The organism is Streptomyces sp. NPDC006624 (assembly GCF_040611555.1).
Lineage (GTDB): Bacteria > Actinomycetota > Actinomycetes > Streptomycetales > Streptomycetaceae > Streptomyces.
Window position 1 is genome coordinate 60,188 of sequence record NZ_JBEXOM010000001.1, and the last position, 19,007, is coordinate 79,194.

Consider the following 19,007-nt stretch of genomic DNA (forward strand, 5'->3'; position numbering starts at 1 on the left):
ACTCTAGGTCAGGGGCTTCTCCGCGGTGACGGCGCGGTACGCGATCTCCGCCAGCCGGGCCTGCCCGTCCACGCTCGGGTGGAAGTAGTCCCAGCGGCTCAACTGGGCGACGCCGAAGCGGTAGTCGTACACCGCGCCTCCGTCGTGACGGCACCGCTCGTCCGCGGAGCAGACCTCCCGCAGGACCTTGTTGTAGTCCTCCACCCGCTGCCGCACGGTGTCCCGCCGCAGGGTGGCCTTGGAGTCCAGGGCGTCCGCGTCGCCCAGCATCGACGGGCAGATGCCCAGCTGCCAGACCTGCTTGCTGAGGGAGTTGTTCCGGCCCTGCGACCACAGCCGCTTCAGGTCCGGCACGCTCGCCACGAACACCTGGGTCTCGGGCAGCGCCTTGCGCAGGGAACGCAGGGCGTCCTGGAAGTCCGCGCGGAACTCCGAGACCGGCGTCATCGCCGACGGTGTCGCACGGCAGGCGTCGTTCGCCCCGATCATCACCGTCACCAACTGCGGCTTGCGCCGTACGGCCTGGGCGATCTGGCCGGGCAGGTCGGCCATCCGGGCCCCGGTCACGGCGTGGTTCCAGCTCCGCTCGGCCGCCTTCGCCCGGCCCAGCAGCCGCACCGCGAGCGAGTCGACCTCCGGGCTGGAGCCGGTCGCCCAGGACGCCTGCGGGCAGTCCGACAGCACGTCACAGGCGTCGAAGCCGCGTGTGATGGAATCGCCGACGGCCGCGACCGAATGCGGGCTGCGGTCCCACAGCGGCGTGGGCTTCGGGGACGGCTTGGCCGACTCCGGCGGGGCGGCGGCATCGCCCCCGACGGCATCGCACCCGGCCACACCCAGCACGGCCGCCGCGGCCACGGCGAGTACGCCCCGTGAGCGATGGCCCCGCTTCCGCATCCCTGCTCCGTCCCCTCGCCGCGTGCCGTGCCTGTATTGCCCAACCCATGACACCGCATGAGGGTTCCCGGCCGATCAGGTGCAACGGCTCACACCCGCACAAGCGTCCCCCTGGGTGAATGGCGGACCTTTCCCGACACCGGGACCGACCGTACGTCACACTCCTTGCGCCACCGCACGGTAGCCTCGCCATCAGCGTGACCCGCCCGGTCACCGCCGTTCCGCCCGTTCCAAGATGGTCCGCTCTGCCCGGAGGTTCCGGTGACGACTCGTGGAGTTCTGTACGTGCACTCCGCGCCGCGCGCGCTGTGCCCGCACGTCGAGTGGGCCGTCGCCGGGGTGCTCGGCACGCGCGTCAGCCTGGACTGGATCCGCCAGCCCGCCGCCCCGGGCACCTGGCGCTCGGAGTTCTCCTGGCAGGGCAAGCCCGGCGCGGCCTCCCAGCTCGCCTCCGCGCTGCGCGGCTGGCACCTGCTGCGCTTCGAGGTCACCGCGGAACCCTGCCCCACCGCCGAGGGCGAGCGCTACAGCTGCACCCCGGACCTGGGCATCTTCCACGCCGTCACCGGCATCCACGGCGACATCCTCATCCCCGAGGACCGGCTGCGCGCGGCGCTGCAGCGCAGCCAGCGCGGCGAGACCGACCTGGAGGCCGAACTCAACAAGCTCCTGGGCAAGCCCTGGGACGACGAGCTGGAGCCCTTCCGCCACGCGGGCGAGGGCGCCCCGGTGCGCTGGCTGCACCAGGTGGTCTAGGGGAACCGAAACCAGAACGGCGACGCCGAAACGGCGAGTGGCCCGGACTCACGAAAAGTCCGGGCCACTCGCCGTAAGGCAGGGTCACACCGTCCGGAACGCCAGCACCACGTTGTGCCCGCCGAAGCCGAACGAGTCGTTCAGCGCGGCGATACGGCCGTCGACGGGCAGCTTGCGCGCCTCGCCCCGGACCACGTCGGCGTTCGCCTCGGCCTCCGGGTCCAGGTTCTCCACGTTGATCGTCGGCGGCGCCAGGCGGTGGTACAGCGCGAGCACCGTCGCGACGGTCTCCACACCACCGGCACCACCGAGCAGGTGCCCGGTCATCGACTTCGTCGCGGACACCGCGAAGTGGTCGGTGTCGTCGCCGAACACCTTCCGCAGCGCCTTCAGTTCGGCGATGTCACCGGCCGGCGTCGACGTGGCGTGCGCGTTGACGTGCACGATCTCCGCCGGGTCCAGGTCGGTGCGCTCCAGCAGGTTCTGCAGGGCGTGCGAGATGCCGCGCCCCTCCGGCTCCGGCTGCACGATGTCGTGGCTGTCGGCGGAGATGCCCTGTCCGACCGCCTCGGCGTACACCCGGGCCCCGCGCTTGGCGGCGTGCTCGGCGGACTCCAGGACGACGACACCGGCGCCCTCACCGAGGACGAAGCCGTCGCGGGCGACGTCGTAGGGACGCGACGCGCCCTGCGGGTCGTCGTTGTTCTTGGACATCGCCATCATGTTGCCGAACGCGGCGATGGGCAGCGGGTGGATCGCCGCCTCGGTGCCGCCGGCGACGACGACGTCGGCGCGGCCGGTGCGGATCATCTCGATGGCGTAGCCGATGGCCTCGGCGCCCGAGGCGCAGGCGGAGACCGGCGTGTGGACGCCCGCGCGGGCCCCGACGGCCAGACCGACGTTGGCCGACGGGCTGTTCGGCATGAGCATGGGCACGGTGTGCGGGGAGACGCGGCGGACGCCCTTCTCCTTCAGCACGTCGTACTGGTCGAGGAGCGTCGTGACACCGCCGATACCGGAGGCGATGACCGCGCCCAGCCGGTCCGGGTCGACGTTCGGGTCCTCGCCGGCCTTCGCTTCGAAGCCGGCGTCCTTCCAGGCCTCCTGGGCCGCCACCAGCGCGAACTGCGCCGAACGGTCCAGTCGGCGGGCCTGCGGCCGCGGGATGACCTCGGTCGGCTCCACGGCGACCGGGGCCGCGATGCGGACCGCCTGTTCGGCGGCCCACTCCTGCTCCAGGGGCTTGACGCCGGACTTGCCGGCGATCAGGCCCTCCCAGGTAGAGGCTGCGTCGCCACCCAGCGGTGTGGTTGCGCCGATACCGGTGACGACCACGGTGCGATTGGTCGAGCTCACGGGAATTCTTTCTCCAACGGATACGAGGATTAAGCGGCGCCACCGCCGGGTGGCGGGGCAGTCAGCCCAAGGACGTGATCGGTCGATCAGCCCTGGTGCTTGAGGATGTAGTCGGTCGCGTCGCCGACGGTCTTGAGGTTCTTGACGTCCTCGTCGGGGATCTTGACGTCGAAGCGCTCCTCGGCGGCGACGACGACCTCGACCATGGACAGCGAGTCGACGTCCAGGTCGTCGGTGAAGGACTTGTCCAGCTGGACGTCCTCAACCGGGATGCCGGCGATCTCGTTCACGATCTCGGCGAGACCGGCGACGATCTCTTCCTGAGTGGCGGCCATGTTGGCGCTCCTTCGTAGATATCCAGAGGGTGTGGCAGGTGTTGCTCCCGTCCCGGACCGCATGATCCGGCACGGAGTGCCTAGGGGAGGGTAACGACAGTCGCGGCGTACACGAGACCCGCCCCGAAGCCGATGACGAGCGCGGTGTCGCCGCTCTTCGCCTCGCCGGTCGCCAGGAGCCGCTCCATCGCGAGCGGGATCGAGGCGGCCGAGGTGTTGCCGGTGGTGCGGATGTCACGGGCGACCGTGACGTGCTCCGGCAGTTTCAGCGTCTTCACCATCGAGTCGATGATCCGCACGTTGGCCTGGTGCGGGATGAAGACGTCCAGGTCGTCCACGCTGATCCCGGCCGCGTCCAGCGCCTGCTGGGCGACCTTCGCCATCTCGAACACGGCCCAGCGGAACACCGCCTGGCCTTCCTGGGTGATCGCGGGGAACTTCTCGACCGTCCCGTCGCGGTAGTCCGTCCACGCCACGGTCTGCTTGATGGTGTCGGACTTGTCGCCCTCGGAGCCCCACACGGTCGGGCCGATCGCGGGCTCCTGGGACGGGCCGACCACGACCGCGCCGGCGCCGTCGCCGAACAGGAAGGCCGTCGCGCGGTCCTCCAGGTCGGTCAGGTCGCTCAGCCGCTCGACGCCGATCACCAGGACGTACTCCGCCGAACCCTCGACGATCATGCCCTTGGCGAGGGTCAGGCCGTAGCCGAAGCCCGCGCAGCCCGCCGAGATGTCGAAGGCGGCGGCCTTGGCGGTGCCCAGCTTGTCGGCGATCTCGGTGGCCACGGCCGGCGTCTGCTTGAAGTGCGAGACCGTCGAGACGATCACGCCGCCGATCTGCTCGGCGGAGATGCCCGCGTCCGCGATGGCCTTGCCGGACGCCTCGATCGACATCGCGGCGACCGTCTCCTCGTCGGAGGCCCAGTGCCGCGTCTCGATGCCGGAGCGCGAGCGGATCCACTCGTCGGACGAGTCGATCGTCTCCAGGATCACCTCGTTGGGCACGACCCGGGTCGGGCGGTAGCCGCCCACGCCGAGGATCCGTGCGTACGGGGCGCCCTTGCTGGGCTTGATCTTCGCCATGCTCTCGGGCTCCTTCTCAGACACCGTGCTCGGCGATGAGCTCGCGCGCCGCGTCGAGGTCGGCGGGGGACTTCAGGGCCAGCGTCTTCACACCGGGCAGGGCCCGCTTGGCGAGGCCGGTGAGGGTGCCGCCGGGGCACACCTCGATCAGGGCCGTGACACCCAGTTGCTTGAAGGTCTCCATGCACAGCTCCCAGCGGACCGGGTTGGCGACCTGGCCGACCAGGCGGTCGAGCACCTCGGCGCCGGTGGCGACGACCTGCCCGTCCGCGTTGGAGACGTAGGGCAGGGCCGGGTCGCCGGGCGTCAGGGCCTCGGCGGCCTTGGCCAGCGTGTCGACCGCCGGGGCCATGTGGTGGGTGTGGAAGGCGCCGGCGACCTTCAGCGCGACGACCTTGCGCACGCCCTCGGGCTTGTCGGCCTCCAGCGCGGCGAGCTGCTCCTTGGTGCCGGCCGCGACGATCTGGCCCGCGCCGTTGATGTTCGCCGGGGTCAGGCCCAGCTTCGTCAGGTGCGGAATGGTCACTTCCGGGTCGCCGCCCAGCAGCGCGGCCATACCCGTCTCGGTGACGGCCGCGGCCTCGGCCATGGCACGCCCGCGGGTGCGGACCAGACGGAGGGCCTCCTCGTGCGGGAGCACCCCGGCCAGCGACGCGGCGGTGAACTCGCCGACGCTGTGACCGGCGATCGCGCCGACCTTGCGCGGAAGGTCCGCCGGGTCGGCGAACAGCAGGGACGCGGACGCCATGCCGGCCGCGACCAGCAGCGGCTGCGCCACCGCGGTGTCGCGGATCTCCTCCGCGTCTGCCTCGGTGCCGTAACGGATCAGGTCGAGCTCCACGGCGTCGGACCAGGCCTCGAGGGCACCGCGAACACCGGGGAAGTCGAGCCATTCAGTCAGGAAGCCGGGCGTCTGGGCGCCCTGGCCGGGAGCGACGAGTACGAGCACTCTCACACTCTCTCTTGGGGACGGGCACGGCCGCCCGTGGGGACAGGGACGAAGAACACGAGGGGGTTTTGTCGAGCTTCGACAAAACCTTAGGGCTGCAGATCTCCATCGACCAGACGCCCCAGGATCAGCGCGATCCGCAGCGTGAAGGCAGAGCGTACATCGGAGGGTGACCAACCGGTGACGTCAGTCACACGTCGAAGCCGGTAGCGGACGGTGTTGGGGTGGACGAACAGCATCCGGGCGGCGCCCTCCAGACTGCTCGCCTGTTCGAGGTAGACGCTGAGGGTCTCCAGGAGCGCGGCCCCGGCCTCTTCCAGCGGTCTGTAGATCTCCTCCACCAGTTGCTCACGGGCCGAGGGGTCACCGGCGATCGCGCGTTCCGGGAGCAGGTCGTCGGCCAGGACCGGGCGCGGGGCGTCCTGCCAGGCCGTGCACGCCTTCAGGCCCGCCGCGGCGGCCTGCGCGGACCGGGTCGCGGCCAGCAGGTCGGGCACGACCGGGCCCGCCACGACCGGCCCGGCCGCGTACGGGCCGATCAGCGACTTCGCGACGGCCAGCGGGTTGTCGCTGCCGCCCGCGATCACGACCAGCCGGTCGCCGAGCACCCCGGTGAGCACCTGGAGCTTGGCGTGCCGTGCCGCCCGCCGGATCGCCTCCACGGTCAGCTCGCTGTCCCCGTCGGGCGCCGTGCCGAGCACCACGCACACGTGCTCGGGGGAGTTCCACCCGAGGGCGGCGGCCCGCGACACGGCTCCCTCGTCGGCCTCGCCGCTCAGCACGGCGTTCACGACCAGCGACTCCAGACGGGCGTCCCAGGCACCGCGGGCCTCGGCGGCCTGCGCGTACACCTGGGCGGTGGCGAAGGCGATCTCGCGGGCGTAGACGAGCAGCGCCTCGCGCAGCAGTCCCTCGTCGCCCGGGGCCGCGACCTCGTCGATCGCGCTCTCCATGACCTCGATGGTGGTGCGCACCATCTCCACGGTCTGGCGCAGCGTGATCGCCCGGGTCAGCTCGCGCGGCGCGGTCCCGAACACGTCCGTCGAGATGGCCTGCGGGGCGTCCGGGCGCCGGAACCACTCGGTGAACGCGGCGATGCCCGCCTGCGCGACCAGACCGATCCAGGAACGGTTCTCCGGTGGCATGGCCCGGTACCAGGGCAGCGTCTCGTCCATCCGCGCGATGGCCTGCGCGGCGAGGGAGCCGGACGACTTCTCCAGCCGCTTCAGCGTGGCGGCATGGGCGCGGACGTCGTGTGCGGTGGCTGCGTTCTTGCTGGTTTCGGGTTCGGGCACGGGGACAAGACTGCCTTATCCGGACGGGAGGGTGCGCCGCCGGGTCTACGGTGGACCCCGTGATGGACATTCGGCGCGCTGATCAGCGCTATCGGGGCGGCGACGAGGCGGCCGGAATCGAGACCCGGCACGCGTTCTCCTTCGGGTCCCACTACGACCCGGACAACCTCCGCTTCGGCGCGGTGCTCGCCTGCAACGAGGAGACCCTGGCCCCGGGCGCCGGATTCGAGGAGCATCCGCACAGCCACACCGAGATCGTGACCTGGGTGGTGGAGGGCGAGCTGACCCATCGGGACTCCGCCGGGCACGAGTCGGTGGTGCGCCACGGCGACGTGCAGCGGCTCAGCTCCGGGAGCGGGGTGCGCCACGTGGAGCGCAACGACGGCCCGGAGCCCTTGACGTTCCTGCAGATGTGGCTGGCCCCGCTGCGCCCCGGCGGCGAGCCGTTCCACGAGGTCGTGCGCGGCATCGCCGACTCCACGCCCTACGCCGTCCCGGAGGCCGGCGCGATGCTGCACGTACGGCGGCTGGGCGCGGGGGAGCGGACGGCGGTGCCGGACGCGGCGTACGCCTATGTGCACGTCGTACGCGGTGAGGTACTGCTCGACGGACAGCGGCTGGCCGCCGGTGACGCGGCCCGGATCACCGGCGCCAGGGGCCTGCGGGCGGAGGGCGTGACCGGGGCCGAGCTGCTCATCTGGGAGATGGGCTAGTCAGCGCAGCTCCGCCAGGACGGCGTCCGTGAACGCCGGCCACGCCTCGATCGCCCAGGGGCCGAACGCCCGGTCCGTCAGCGCCACGCAGGCCGCGCCCGCGTCCGGGTCGATCCACAGGAACGTACCGGACTGCCCGAAATGCCCGAAGGTGCGGGGTGAGGACGAAGCGCCCGTCCAGTGCGGGGACTTGCCGTCGCGGATCTCGAAGCCGAGCCCCCAGTCGTTGGGGTTCTGGTGCCCGTACCCCGGCAGCACGCCCTTGCTGCCCGGGTACTGCACGCTCATCGCCCCGGCGACCGTACGGGGGTCCAGCAGCCGCGGGGCCTGCACCTCGGCGGCGAACCGCAGCAGGTCCTCCACCGTCGACACCGCGTCCTTCGCCGGGGAGCCCTCCAGGGTCGTCGAGGTCATGCCCAGCGGCTCCAGCACGGCCTGCCGCAGGTACTCGGCGAACGGGATGTCGGTGGCCTTCGCGACGTGGTCGCCCAGTTGCTCGAAGCCGGCGTTGGAGTACAGGCGCCGCTCCCCGGGCGGGGCCGTGACCTTGTGCTCGTCGAAGGCGAGGCCGGAGGTGTGCGCGAGCAGGTGCCGGACCGTGGACCCGGCCGGACCGGCGGGCTCGTCGAGCTCGATCGCGCCCTCCTCGTACGCGACCAGTACCGCGTAGGCGGCCAGCGGCTTGGTCACCGACGCGAGCGGGAACCGCCGTCCGGCCGGGCCGTGGGTGCCGAGGACGGTGCCGTCCGCTCGTACGGCACCCGCCGCGGCGGTGGGAACCGGCCAGTTCTCGATCAGCGCGAGGCTCTTCAGCGACATGCGTTCGAGCCTATGCGCTCACAGCGCCAGCTCCAGCAAGGGGTTGGGCTTGGGACGGAAACCGAGGGAGGCGTACAGCGGCTCCGCCTCCGGTGAGGCGGTGAGCTGCACACGCCGGGCGCCCCGCTCGCGGAACCACTCCAGCAGCGTCGTCGTGCACGCGCGCGCGTGGCCGAGGCGCCGCGTCCCCGGGTCGGTGGCCACGCTGAAGACGAAGCCCACCAGGCCCCGCGGGTCACCCGCCCCGCCGATGCGGTAGTCGATCGTCCCGGCCGCCAGGGAGGCCAGCGCTCCCGGCCGCTCCGGATGGTCCACGACGAACGCCGCGAAGTCCCCGTCCCCCTCGCCCAGTCTGGCCCGCAGGGTGGGTAAGGACTCCCCGTGCCAGGCGGCGGAGCGATCGGTGGCGAACAGGGCGTCGATCATGACCTGCCGCAGGCGCAGGACTTCCTCGGCGTCCTCGGGCAGGGCACGGCGTACATGACTCATGGCCCCGTACGTTAACCAGCCGGATCGGCGCACGTCCTGCCGATTTCCCGCCGCCGGTGCTTGCTTGGAGCGCACTCCAAGGTTCTAGCGTGGGGGCCATGACGGTGATGGAGACCACGGGGACCCGGACCGGCACCTGCGCCGGACCGCCGCAGCAGAACCGGCGCCCGGACGGCGAGGACCGCTACACGATCAGCGAGGTCGTCGCCTTCACCGGCCTGACGGCGCACACCCTGCGCTGGTACGAGCGCATCGGCCTGATGCCGCACGTCGACCGGTCCCACACCGGCCAGCGCCGCTACACCAACCGCGACCTCGACTGGCTCGACCTGGTCGGCAAGCTCCGCCTGACGGGCATGCCGGTCGCCGACATGGTCCGGTACGCGGAACTGGTGCGCGAGGGCGACCACACCTACGGCGAGCGCTTCGAGCTGCTGAGGACGACCCGCGAGGACGTCCTGGCCCGGATCGACGAACTGCGCGGCACGCTCGCCGTGCTCGACCGGAAGATCAGTTTCTACGCGGACGCCGGGCGTGCCCCGGCGTCGGAGAGGTCCCGATGACGGACGGCAGGATCACACGGACGAAGCTCGGCGACCACGGCCCGGAGGTGGGCGTCCAGGGCCTCGGCTGCATGGGCATGAGCTTCGCCTACGGCCCCTCGGACGCGGACGCCTCCCGGGCCACCCTGGAGAAGGCCCTCGAACTGGGCGTCACCCTCTACGACACGGCCGACGCGTACGGCGCCGGCGAGAACGAGCGGTTCCTGGCGCCGTTCTTCAAGGCCCACCGCGACGAGGTCGTCATCGCGACCAAGTTCGCCCTGTCGATCCCCGCGGACGACCCGACCCGGCGCGTCATACGCAACGACCCGCCCTACATCCGCCGGGCCGTCGAGGAGAGCCTGCAGCGCCTCGGCGTCGACGTCATCGACCTCTACTACATGCACCGGCGCGACGTGGACGTGCCGATCGAGGAGAGCGTCGGCACCATGGCCGACCTGGTGCGCGAGGGCAAGGTCAAGCACCTCGGCCTGAGCGAGGTCACGGCGGACGAACTGCGCGCCGCGCACGCGGTGCACCCCATCGCCGCCGTGCAGTCCGAGTGGTCGCTGTTCAGCCGGGACATCGAGGCGCGCGTGGTCCCCGCGGCCCGCGAGCTGGGCGTGGCCCTCGTCCCGTACTCCCCGCTCGGCCGGGGCTTTCTGACCGGCTCCTTCACCGACGCCGAGCGGGACCTGACGGCCGGCGACTTCCGCCGCCAGCAGCCCCGGTTCACCGGTGACAACGCGACGGCCAACGCGACGCTGCTGGGACTGATCCGCGCGGTGGCCGACGCGCACGACGCCTCCCTGGGCCAGATCGCCCTGGCCTGGGTTCAGCAGCAGGCAGCCGTCCACCGTCTCCCGGTCGTCCCGATCCCGGGCACCCGCAAGCCCTCCCGGGTGGCGGAGAACGCGGCGGCGACCGGGATCGTGCTGGCGGCGGAGGAACTGGAGCTCCTGGACGGCATGGCGGCCCAGGTGGCGGGCGACCGCTACGCGGACATGGCGTTCACGTCGGCGGGCCGGGAGTAGCGGAACGGCCCACGGGGCGCGGGGCCGTGCGGCTCAGCCGCGTGAGCGCGGTCGACCACGCGCGAACCCGCGCCCTCCCACGGCGACTTCCGGGCGGACGCTAGAGCTCCGACAGCAACTCCGCCTTCTTGACCGAGAACTCCTCGTCCGTCACCAGCCCGGCCTGGTGCAGTTCCCCGAGGTGCCGGATCCGCTCGGCGATGTCGGCGGGGTCACGGTGCGCCCGGGCCGCGGGCACCGCCGCCACCGGTGCGGACGCCCGCACCGCCGCCAGCACCGCCGCGGCGAACGGCAACGACTCGTGCACCGGCCCGTACCCCAGCCCGAACACCACCGCGGCCGGATCCTGGTCGGCCTGCGCGGCGGGCTCCCCGGCATCCCGCCGCAGCAACCGCAGATGCCCCTCGAAGACCTCGGGCGACCGCCACTCCACGCCGTTGAGCTCCCCCACGGAGAAGCTCTGGTCGCCGGCCTTCCACTTCGCCGAGGACGCTCCCGTCCAGAACCACCGGAAGGTCACCGTCCGCCCGTCGAAGGACGCCTTGCCGTCGTACGCCTTGAACGACAGCGGCCCCTTCGGCGGCTCCACCAGGAACCGTTCCGCCGGCCCGGCCCCCGATCCGGGGAGCAGCGACCGCAGTTCGTCGGCGTAGTACTCCGCGAGCACCTCGCGGTCGGCGGGCAGGACCAGCCGGTAGGGGTCGCCGGTCTCCTTGAGCTGCCCGGCGGCGGCCTCCATCAAGGGGTCGGCGCCGGGGCGCGGTTCGACGCGCAGTACGACCGTGCCGCGCTTGCCGCGGGTCAGCGTCACGCCGGCGATCGCCTCCAGGGGCACGCGCCGCTCCCCGAGGGCCTGGAAGAGTCTGGGTGTTCGAATCCCCCGTTCGTAGCGGATGAGCACGGAGTCGGACTCGAACTCCCAGGCGGCATGAAATCCGGCCAGTACGTCACCCATGCGGCTCATCGTATGCGGCACGCGCTCCTCCGTCCCCCTGCCGAGCAGACCGCCGATCCTTCCGTCGCTACGCGCGTCAGGCCGCCGCCGTGCCGGACAGACCGGTCCGGCAGACGTCGTCCTCGTGCGCGCAGTGCACCGAGCGGTATGCGCCAACGCCGATCTCTGCGAAATTGAACAGACTTGCCGTTCCCGGCTCGAAGTAGCCGGCGTGACCCTTCGCACCCGCCGCCGACAGCACCCGGGCCCCGAACCCGGCGGACACCGGGTCCGCGCCGTGCCCCAGTCCGCCGACCTCCAGGTACGGCACGTCCTGGATCCAGTCGTCGGCGTCCCGCATCGCCCACACGCGGGCGGAGGTGCGCAGCTGCGCCGCCTTCTCGACCCGCATGCCGGGGCTGCCGGCCACCGCGATGTCGGACACCCGGCCCGGCAGCCGGTGTGCGGCGATCCCGCACACCACGGAGCCGTAGCTGTGGCAGAACAGCGACACCGGCGAGCCGCCCGGCAGCGCCCGCACGAGCGCGTTCAGCCGGACGGCACCGTCCCTGGCCCGCATGGCCGTGGCCGAGTCGATGCCGAGCCCGCTGGGCGCCGTGTAGTCGGCCCAGGCGATCACGGCCGTACGCGTCGAGGGGCTCGCCTCCCGCTCGGCCCGGTACAGCGACCGGGCCATGCCGACCGGCGCGGTGTACGCGCGCTCGGTGCGCTGGAAGGTCAGCAGGTTCGTGTCCGCGCCGGGCACCACGACCGAGATCCGCTCCGCCTCGCGCAGGTCGCCGAACACCTCCGCGACCCGCCCCGAGCCCTCGGGGTCGAAGGCCAGGATGCGGCGGCCCCGCTCCAGCAGGTCCTCGAAGCGGTGCATCCTGCGCCCGGCCTCGTGCTGCCCGGCCGGGGTGAGGCGCTCGTCGTGCATGCGCCGGCGCTCCAGGTCGCGTGCCTCGGCGAGCGCGACGCGGTTGGCGCGGTAGCGCAGCTCCACGGGGGCGCCGTTCATGTTGCCGACCGCGAGCGCGTACTTGCGCACCAGCACCGAGCGGTCCCGCTCGGTGAGGCCGGTGAAGAACCTGGTCAGCTTCGCCGGAGAGGACTGCGGGTCGGGCAGCCGGCGACCGGCGACGCTCCCCTGCTCCCACGCGGAGAGCGAGGCCTGCAGCGGCGTGGCGCCCCGCTGGTTGCGCATCGCCGTCCAGCCGGTGGTCGCCAGCATCACGAAGACGACGGCCAGAGCGAGCAGTGCGCGCCAGACGTTCAGTTGCGGGGAGGTGTCGAAGGAAGTCACTGAAAGGACACACTAGGAGAACGAGAGGGTCTCGCGTGAACCAAGTGACCGGGATCACGTTTTGGTGAGGGCATTAAGGGGACTGCCCCGCACGCCAGTTCCCCGCCAGTGCGGGGCCCACCTGGTCCAGGTAGGTCGCGGTGAGTTCGCGCAGTCCGTCCAGGGTGAGGTCGTCGCCCGTGGACCACAACCGCTCGGTGACACGAATCACCCCGCCGAAGAGGGCGACGACGATCCTCGGGCGCGGGTCGGCGTCCACATCCAGCCCTTCGCGCTCGGCGATGATCCCCGCGAGCTGCTCCTCCAGTTCCGCCGCCCGCCGCAGATGGGCGGCGAGCAGCGCGGGCGTCGACTCGATCACCCGGTAGACGCGCATGTGGAGGTCCATCGGCACCAGCTCCGCGACGGCCTCCTGGATCGCGTCCCAGCTCTCCAGCACGGCCCGGCGCAGCGCCTCCAGCGGCACCTCGTCCGCCGGCCGCGCCCGTACCGCGTCCACCACCAGCGCCTCCGCGAGCCGGGGCACGAAGAAGGCCGTCTCCTCCTTGCCCGCGAAGTAGCGGAAGAAGGTCCGCTGCGAGACGTCGGCGGCGGCGGCGATGTCGTCGACGGTGGTCTCCTCGTACCCGCGCGTGGCGAACAACTCCAGGGCGGCCCGCAGCAGGGCGTCCCGGGTGCGCAGTTTCTTGCGCTCGCGCAGGTTCAAAGCGTTCCTCTCGTCCGATGTGTTTGCCCAGCTCAGGCTATACGGAGATGTCGTGTCAGTGACCGACTAGTGAATCGGTTTGTCAACTGTCAGTGGCTGTCATTAGCCTCGAACGCATGACTAGTCAGACCACCATCGACACGACGGGTCCGGGCGGTGGAACCCCGGCGGCGCCGTCGGGCGCGACGCCGGGCAAGGGGCTGCGAGGGCACCCCTGGCTCACCCTCATAACCGTCGCAGTGGGGGTCATGATGGTGGCCCTCGACGGCACCATCGTGGCCATCGCCAACCCGGCCATCCAGAAGGACCTCGGCGCCACCTTCGCCGAGGTCCAGTGGATCACCAACGGGTACTTCCTCGCCCTCGCGGTCTCCCTGATCACCGCCGGCAAGCTCGGCGACCGCTTCGGCCACCGGCAGACCTTCCTCATCGGCGTCGTCGGCTTCGCCGCCGCCTCGGGCGCCATCGGCCTGTCCGACAGCATCGCCCTGGTCGTGGTCTTCCGCGTCCTGCAGGGCCTGTTCGGCGCACTGCTGATGCCCGCCGCGCTGGGCCTGCTGCGGGCCACCTTCCCGGCCGAGAAGCTCAACATGGCGATCGGCATCTGGGGCATGGTCATCGGCGCGTCCACCGCCGGCGGCCCGATCCTCGGCGGTGTCCTCGTCGAGCACGTCAACTGGCAGTCGGTGTTCTTCATCAACGTGCCGGTCGGTGTCCTCGCCGTGGTCCTCGGCGTGTGGATCCTGCTGGACCACCGCGCCGAGAACGCCCCGCGCTCCTTCGACCTGCTCGGCATCGCCCTGCTGTCGACCTCCGTGTTCTGCCTGGTCTGGGCGCTCATCAAGGCCCCGCCGTCCGAGTGGGGCTGGGGCGACGCCAAGACGATCGGCTTCCTCGGCGCCTCCGTGCTGGGCTTCGCGCTCTTCGCCTTCTGGGAGACGAAGGTCAAGGAGCCGCTGATCCCGCTCGCCCTGTTCCGCTCCGTGGCGCTGTCCGCGGGTGTCGTGCTGATGGTCCTGATGGCCATCGCGTTCATGGGCGGCCTGTTCTTCGTGACGTTCTACCTGCAGAACGTGCACGGCATGAGCCCGGTCGACGCGGGCCTGCACCTGCTGCCGCTCACCGGCATGATGATCGTCGGCTCGCCGCTGGCCGGTGCGATGATCACCAAGTTCGGCCCGCGCGTCCCGCTGGCCGGCGGCATGGCGCTCACCGCGATCGCCATGTACGGCATGTCGACCCTGGAGACGGACACCGGCAGCGGCGTCATGTCGCTCTGGTTCGCCCTGCTCGGCCTCGGCCTCGCGCCCGTCATGGTCGGCGCGACGGAGGTCATCGTCGGCAACGCCCCGATGGAGCTGTCGGGTGTCGCGGGCGGTCTCCAGCAGGCCGCCATGCAGATCGGCGGCAGCCTCGGCACGGCCGTGCTGGGCGCCGTGATGGCCTCCAAGGTCAACAGCGACCTCGCGGGCAACTGGACGAAGGCGGGGCTTCCGCCGCTGACGCCGGAGCAGGAGCACCAGGCGTCCGAGGCCGTCCAGGTCGGCGTCCCGCCGGTGGCGCCGGGCACGCCGGACGCGATCGCCGCCAAGATCACGGGCGTCGCGCACGACACCTTCATCTCCGGCATGAGCGCGGCGTCGCTCGTCGCCGCGGGGGTCGCCGCCGTGGCCGTGCTGGTGGCGTTCCTGACCAAGCGCGGGGAGAACGCGGGCGCGGGCGCCGGCGCCGCGCACATCTGACATCAACCGCTCCGACGCCCCCGGGAGTTGCCCCGGGGGCGTTCGCCTGTCGGGCGGAGGGGTCGCCTGTCGGGCGGAGGGGTCGCCTGTCGGGCGGAGGGCCGCCCTCCCGTCACGGCACCGAGGTGCCCTTCAGCGCCGCGACCTCGTCACGCAGCGCCCGGACCTGCTCGGTCAGCGCCTCGATCGCCTCCGTCTGGCGCCGCTCCTCCAGGTCGTCCTTGTCGAACCGCGCGATGAACCACGCCGCGATGTTCGCCGTGACGACACCCAGCAGGGCGATCCCGGACAGCATCAGCCCGACCGCGAGCATCCGGCCGAGACCCGTGGTCGGGGCCATGTCCCCGTACCCCACGGTGGTCATCGTGGTGAACGCCCACCAGATCGCGTCCCCGAGCGTGTGGATGGAGGCGCCGGGTTTGCCCCGCTCCACCTCCAGAACGGCCAGCGCGCCGAACACGAGCAGCCCCAGGCACGACCCCGCGACATACGTGGTGACCCGTACCTGTGACGCCATCCGCGCCCGCTGCCCGGCGAGGAACAGCATCGACACCAGCTTCAGCAGCCGCAGCGGCTGCACCAGCGGCAGCACCACGGCCAGCAGGGCCAGTGGATTGCCGCGCACGAAACGCATCCGGTCCTCGGACAGCCACAGGCGGACCAGATAGTCGACGGCGAAAGCGGCCCATACCGCCCAGTTGGCGACATGGCACGCGGTGAGCAGCTTCCGCGGGGCCTCCGGCGTCACGATCGGGAGGGCGTAGGCGACCGCGAAGAGCACGGCCAGCAGGAGCAGGGGGCCCTGGGTGTGCCGCTCCCAACGGGCCAGAGCGGTGTGTTCTGTCATCGGGAGCGTCATGGGCAGCAATGGTAGGAAACGCGGGGCGGCACCGGTCACGGTGCCGCCCCGTGCGGGAACGGAGTACGCGCCCGGCGTCCTACGCGTCGCCGCCCGCCACCCCCGGGTCGGCCGCCGACACGTCCAGCAGCTGGTACCGGTCGATGGCCTGCTTCAGCACCGACCGGTCGACCTTGCCCTCCCGGGCCAGCTCGGTCAGCACCGCCACCACGACCGACTGCGCGTCGATGTGGAAGAAGCGCCGCGCCGCGCCCCGGGTGTCCGCGAAGCCGAAGCCGTCCGCGCCCAGCGACTGGTACGTCTGCGGCACCCAGCGGGCGATCTGGTCCGGCACCGCGCGCATCCAGTCGGACACCGCCACGACCGGCCCCTGCGCGTCCGCCAGCTTCCGCGTCACGTACGGCACCCGCTGCTCCTCCTCCGGGCGCAGCAGGTTGTGCTCCTCGCAGGCCACGGCCTCGCGCCGCAGCTCGTTCCACGAGGTCGCCGACCAGACGTCCGCCCTGACGTTCCAGTCGTCGGCCAGGATCCGCTGGGCCTCGATCGCCCAGGGCAGCGCGACACCGGACGCCAGGATCTGCGCCGGGATCTGCCCGGCCGTGCCCTCGCTGAAGCGGTACAGGCCCTTGAGGATGCCCTCCACGTCCACGTTCTCGGGCTCGGCCGGGTGCTGGATGGGCTCGTTGTAGACGGTCAGGTAGTAGAAGACGTCCTCGCCGTGCGGGTGCTCGGGCGAGCTGCCGTACATCCTGCGGAGCCCGTCCTTCACGATGTGCGCGATCTCGAAGCCGAACGCCGGGTCGTACGCCACGCAGCCCGGGTTCGTCGAGGCCAGCAGCTGGGAGTGGCCGTCCGCGTGCTGCAGGCCCTCACCGGTCAGGGTCGTGCGCCCGGCGGTCGCGCCCAGGACGAAACCGCGCGCCAGCTGGTCGGCCATCTGCCAGAACTGGTCGCCGGTGCGCTGGAAGCCGAACATCGAGTAGAAGACGTAGACCGGGATCAGCGGCTCGCCGTGCGTGGCGTAGGCCGAGCCGGCGGCGATGAGCGAGGCCGTGCAGCCCGCCTCCGAGATGCCGTCGTGCAGCATCTGGCCGTTCGGCGACTCCTTGTAGGCGAGCAGCAGGTCGCGGTCGACGGACTCGTACTGCTGGCCGAGCGGGTTGTAGATCTTCGCACTCGGGAAGAACGAGTCCATGCCGAACGTGCGGTACTCGTCCGGCGCGATCAGCACGAACCGCTTGCCGATCTCCTTGTCCCGCATGAGGTCCTTCAGGAGCCGCACGAAGGCCATGGTCGTCGCGATGGACTGCTGGCCCGACCCCTTCTTCACCGTCGCGTACGTCTTGTCCTCGGGCAGCTGCAGCGGCTTGGAGCGGACGACGCGGGTGGGGACGTAACCGCCGAGGCCCTTGCGGCGGTCGTGCATGTACTGGATCTCCTCCGAGTCCCGGCCCGGGTGGTAGTACGGCGGCGCGCCGGACTCCAGCTCCTTGTCCGAGATCGGCAGGTGGAGGCGGTCGCGGAAGCGCTTGAGGTCGTCGACCGTCAGCTTCTTCATCTGGTGCGTGGCGTTGCGGCCCTCGAAGTTCGGCCCCAGCGTCCAGCCCTTGATCGTCTTGGCCAGGATGACCGTCGGCTGCCCCTTGTGCTCCACGGCCGCCTTGTACGCCGCGAAGATCTTGCGGTGGTCGTGGCCGCCGCGCCCCAGGTGCAGGATCTGGTCGTCGGTCATGCCCTCGACCATGGCGCGCAGCCGGTGGTCGTCGCCGAAGAAGTGCTCCCGGATGTACGCGCCCGTCTCCGTGGCGTACGTCTGGAACTGCCCGTCCGGCGTGGTGTTCATCTTGTTGACCAGCACGCCGTCGCGGTCCTGGGCGAGCAGCGGGTCCCAGGAGCGGTCCCAGACCAGCTTGATCACGTTCCAGCCGGCGCCGCGGAAGACCGACTCCAGCTCCTGGATGATCTTGCCGTTGCCGCGCACCGGGCCGTCGAGGCGCTGCAGGTTGCAGTTCACCACGAAGGTCAGGTTGTCCAGGCCCTCCCGGGCGGCGAGCGTGAGCTGGCCGAGCGACTCCGGCTCGTCCATCTCGCCGTCGCCGAGGAACGCCCAGACCTGCGACTTGGAGGTGTCGGCGATCCCGCGCGCGTGCATGTAGCGGTTCATCCGCGCCTGGTAGATCGCGCCGATCGGGCCGAGGCCCATCGACACCGTCGGGAACTCCCAGAAGTCCGGCATCAGCCGCGGGTGCGGGTACGACGACAGGCCGTGGGGCGCCTTCGACTTCTCCTGGCGGAAGCCGTCCAGGTTCTGCTCGCTGAGCCGGTCCAGCAGGAAGGCGCGGGCGTAGATGCCGGGGGAGGCGTGGCCCTGGAAGAAGACCTGGTCGCCGCCGTCGCCCTCGTCCTTGCCCCGGAAGAAGTGGTTGAAGCCGACGTCGTACAGGGAGGCCGAGGAGGCGAACGTGGCGATGTGGCCGCCGACGCCGATGCCGGGGCGCTGGGCGCGGGAGACCATCACGGCCGCGTTCCAGCGGGTGGCGTTGAGGATCCTGCGCTCGATCTCCTCGTTGCCCGGGAAGAACGGCTCGCTCTTGGTGGGGATGGTGTTGACGTAGTCCGTGCTGCGCATCTCCGGCACGGCCACGCGCTTCTCGCGGGCCCGTTCGATCAGCCGCAGCATCAGGTAGCGGGCGCGCTCGCGGCCGCGCTCGTCGACGGCGGCGTCGAGGGAGTCGAGCCACTCCTGGGTCTCTTCGGGATCGAAGTCAGGAACCTGACTCGGAAGGCCGCCAATGATGATCGGGTTGCGATCGGATGCGGAAGCCACGCTGTTCCTTACCTGTCAGAGGGCCTGCGAGGGCCGCTGTTTCGCTGTCGTCGCCGCGGCGTCGTCGCCGGGGGCCGCGCCGCTCCCCATGGTCCACCTCGGGGCCGCGAAACGTCATCTCTACCGCGCGGTAACCCGGACGTGGGATCGGCTCCGTGACGTATGGGGCGAATACCTTCGAGTCTCGTACCCACAGACGATTCCCAAACGCCCAAACAGGGCAGAAAGGTGTGGTGTACGTCACCTCGGACCATGATGGTGTGCCAGGAGTTGCGGTGACACGGCCAGGATCGTCACCGTTTCGGCGGTCTGAACGGCCGGGTACTTGCGCGATCGGTCCCGCCCGTGTGGACTACGGCCAATGCT

At 71.3% G+C, this 19,007-nt stretch carries 18 protein-coding genes; 5 read left to right on the plus strand and 13 right to left on the minus strand.

Features of this window, described 5'->3' with window-relative positions; translation table 11 throughout:
* Nucleotides 1-3: 3 nt before the first annotated feature.
* A complete protein-coding gene (locus tag ABZY20_RS00275) occupies nt 4-897 on the minus strand; it encodes an SGNH/GDSL hydrolase family protein (RefSeq protein WP_356434361.1) in 894 nt (297 codons plus the stop codon).
* Between the two features lie 261 nt (nt 898-1,158).
* Here ABZY20_RS00275 and ABZY20_RS00280 point away from each other — a divergent pair, with 261 nt between their 5' ends.
* On the plus strand, nt 1,159-1,653 hold the full coding sequence (locus ABZY20_RS00280; protein WP_356434364.1) for a DUF3145 domain-containing protein: 495 nt from the start codon (nt 1,159-1,161) through the stop codon (nt 1,651-1,653).
* Nucleotides 1,654-1,737: 84 nt separating this feature from the next.
* On the opposite strand, the gene fabF is transcribed toward ABZY20_RS00280, so the two are convergent.
* From fabF to fasR, 5 genes are all read right to left on the minus strand, one after another.
* Complete coding sequence (gene fabF / locus ABZY20_RS00285) at nt 1,738-3,009, minus strand: beta-ketoacyl-ACP synthase II (RefSeq protein WP_356434367.1); 1,272 nt, start codon at nt 3,007-3,009, stop codon at nt 1,738-1,740.
* An 86-nt stretch (nt 3,010-3,095) separates the two neighbouring features.
* Nucleotides 3,096-3,344 (minus strand): acyl carrier protein, encoded by a 249-nt coding sequence (locus tag ABZY20_RS00290; protein WP_003989952.1) that lies wholly within the window; start codon nt 3,342-3,344, stop codon nt 3,096-3,098.
* An 80-nt stretch (nt 3,345-3,424) separates the two neighbouring features.
* The gene (locus ABZY20_RS00295) at nt 3,425-4,426 is read right to left on the minus strand and encodes a ketoacyl-ACP synthase III (RefSeq protein ID WP_356434371.1); all 1,002 of its coding nucleotides are present in this window, start codon (nt 4,424-4,426) and stop codon (nt 3,425-3,427) included.
* Nucleotides 4,427-4,442: 16 nt separating this feature from the next.
* Entirely contained in the window at nt 4,443-5,375 is a 933-nt protein-coding gene (locus ABZY20_RS00300) for an ACP S-malonyltransferase (protein WP_356434373.1), read from the minus strand.
* A gap of 89 nt (nt 5,376-5,464) precedes the next feature.
* Complete coding sequence (fasR, locus tag ABZY20_RS00305) at nt 5,465-6,670, minus strand: fatty acid biosynthesis transcriptional regulator FasR (protein WP_356434376.1); 1,206 nt, start codon at nt 6,668-6,670, stop codon at nt 5,465-5,467.
* A gap of 62 nt (nt 6,671-6,732) precedes the next feature.
* On the opposite strand from fasR, the gene ABZY20_RS00310 reads away from it, so the two are divergent.
* Nucleotides 6,733-7,383: a pirin family protein gene (locus ABZY20_RS00310; RefSeq protein WP_356435965.1), complete on the plus strand. Its 651-nt coding sequence runs from the start codon at nt 6,733-6,735 to the stop codon at nt 7,381-7,383.
* Here the strand turns inward: ABZY20_RS00310 and ABZY20_RS00315 are convergent, their stop codons facing one another.
* Both ABZY20_RS00315 and ABZY20_RS00320 read right to left on the minus strand, forming a co-directional pair.
* Nucleotides 7,384-8,202 carry a serine hydrolase domain-containing protein gene (locus ABZY20_RS00315; protein WP_356434379.1) on the minus strand — a complete coding sequence of 273 codons (819 nt, stop codon included), beginning with the start codon at nt 8,200-8,202 and terminating at the stop codon, nt 7,384-7,386.
* A gap of 18 nt (nt 8,203-8,220) precedes the next feature.
* Nucleotides 8,221-8,691, minus strand: a complete 471-nt coding sequence (locus ABZY20_RS00320; RefSeq protein ID WP_356434381.1) for a GNAT family N-acetyltransferase — start codon at nt 8,689-8,691, stop codon at nt 8,221-8,223.
* Between the two features lie 98 nt (nt 8,692-8,789).
* Here ABZY20_RS00320 and ABZY20_RS00325 point away from each other — a divergent pair, with 98 nt between their 5' ends.
* Nucleotides 8,790-9,254: a MerR family transcriptional regulator gene (locus ABZY20_RS00325; RefSeq protein ID WP_356434384.1), complete on the plus strand. Its 465-nt coding sequence runs from the start codon at nt 8,790-8,792 to the stop codon at nt 9,252-9,254.
* Nucleotides 9,251-10,267, plus strand: coding sequence for an aldo/keto reductase (locus ABZY20_RS00330; protein WP_356434387.1), 1,017 nt, complete (start codon nt 9,251-9,253; stop codon nt 10,265-10,267). Before ABZY20_RS00325 ends, ABZY20_RS00330 begins: the two co-directional genes overlap by 4 nt.
* 100 nt (nt 10,268-10,367) lie before the next feature.
* Here the strand turns inward: ABZY20_RS00330 and ABZY20_RS00335 are convergent, their stop codons facing one another.
* The 3 genes from ABZY20_RS00335 to ABZY20_RS00345 all read right to left on the minus strand — a co-directional run bounded on the left by ABZY20_RS00335 (nt 10,368) and on the right by ABZY20_RS00345 (nt 13,213).
* Nucleotides 10,368-11,231: a DUF4429 domain-containing protein gene (locus tag ABZY20_RS00335; protein ID WP_356435966.1), complete on the minus strand. Its 864-nt coding sequence runs from the start codon at nt 11,229-11,231 to the stop codon at nt 10,368-10,370.
* A 67-nt stretch (nt 11,232-11,298) separates the two neighbouring features.
* Nucleotides 11,299-12,507, minus strand: a complete 1,209-nt coding sequence (locus tag ABZY20_RS00340; protein ID WP_356434389.1) for an alpha/beta hydrolase — start codon at nt 12,505-12,507, stop codon at nt 11,299-11,301.
* A gap of 73 nt (nt 12,508-12,580) precedes the next feature.
* Complete coding sequence (locus ABZY20_RS00345) at nt 12,581-13,213, minus strand: TetR family transcriptional regulator (protein ID WP_356434392.1); 633 nt, start codon at nt 13,211-13,213, stop codon at nt 12,581-12,583.
* 116 nt (nt 13,214-13,329) lie between these two features.
* Between ABZY20_RS00345 and ABZY20_RS00350 the strand changes: the two genes are divergently transcribed.
* Entirely contained in the window at nt 13,330-14,955 is a 1,626-nt protein-coding gene (locus tag ABZY20_RS00350) for an MFS transporter (protein WP_356434394.1), read from the plus strand.
* Nucleotides 14,956-15,067: 112 nt separating this feature from the next.
* Here the strand turns inward: ABZY20_RS00350 and ABZY20_RS00355 are convergent, their stop codons facing one another.
* Entirely contained in the window at nt 15,068-15,802 is a 735-nt protein-coding gene (locus tag ABZY20_RS00355) for a potassium channel family protein (protein ID WP_356435968.1), read from the minus strand.
* Between the two features lie 91 nt (nt 15,803-15,893).
* Nucleotides 15,894-18,641, minus strand: a complete 2,748-nt coding sequence (gene aceE / locus ABZY20_RS00360) for a pyruvate dehydrogenase (acetyl-transferring), homodimeric type (protein WP_356434397.1) — start codon at nt 18,639-18,641, stop codon at nt 15,894-15,896.
* Nucleotides 18,642-19,007: the final 366 nt, after the last annotated feature.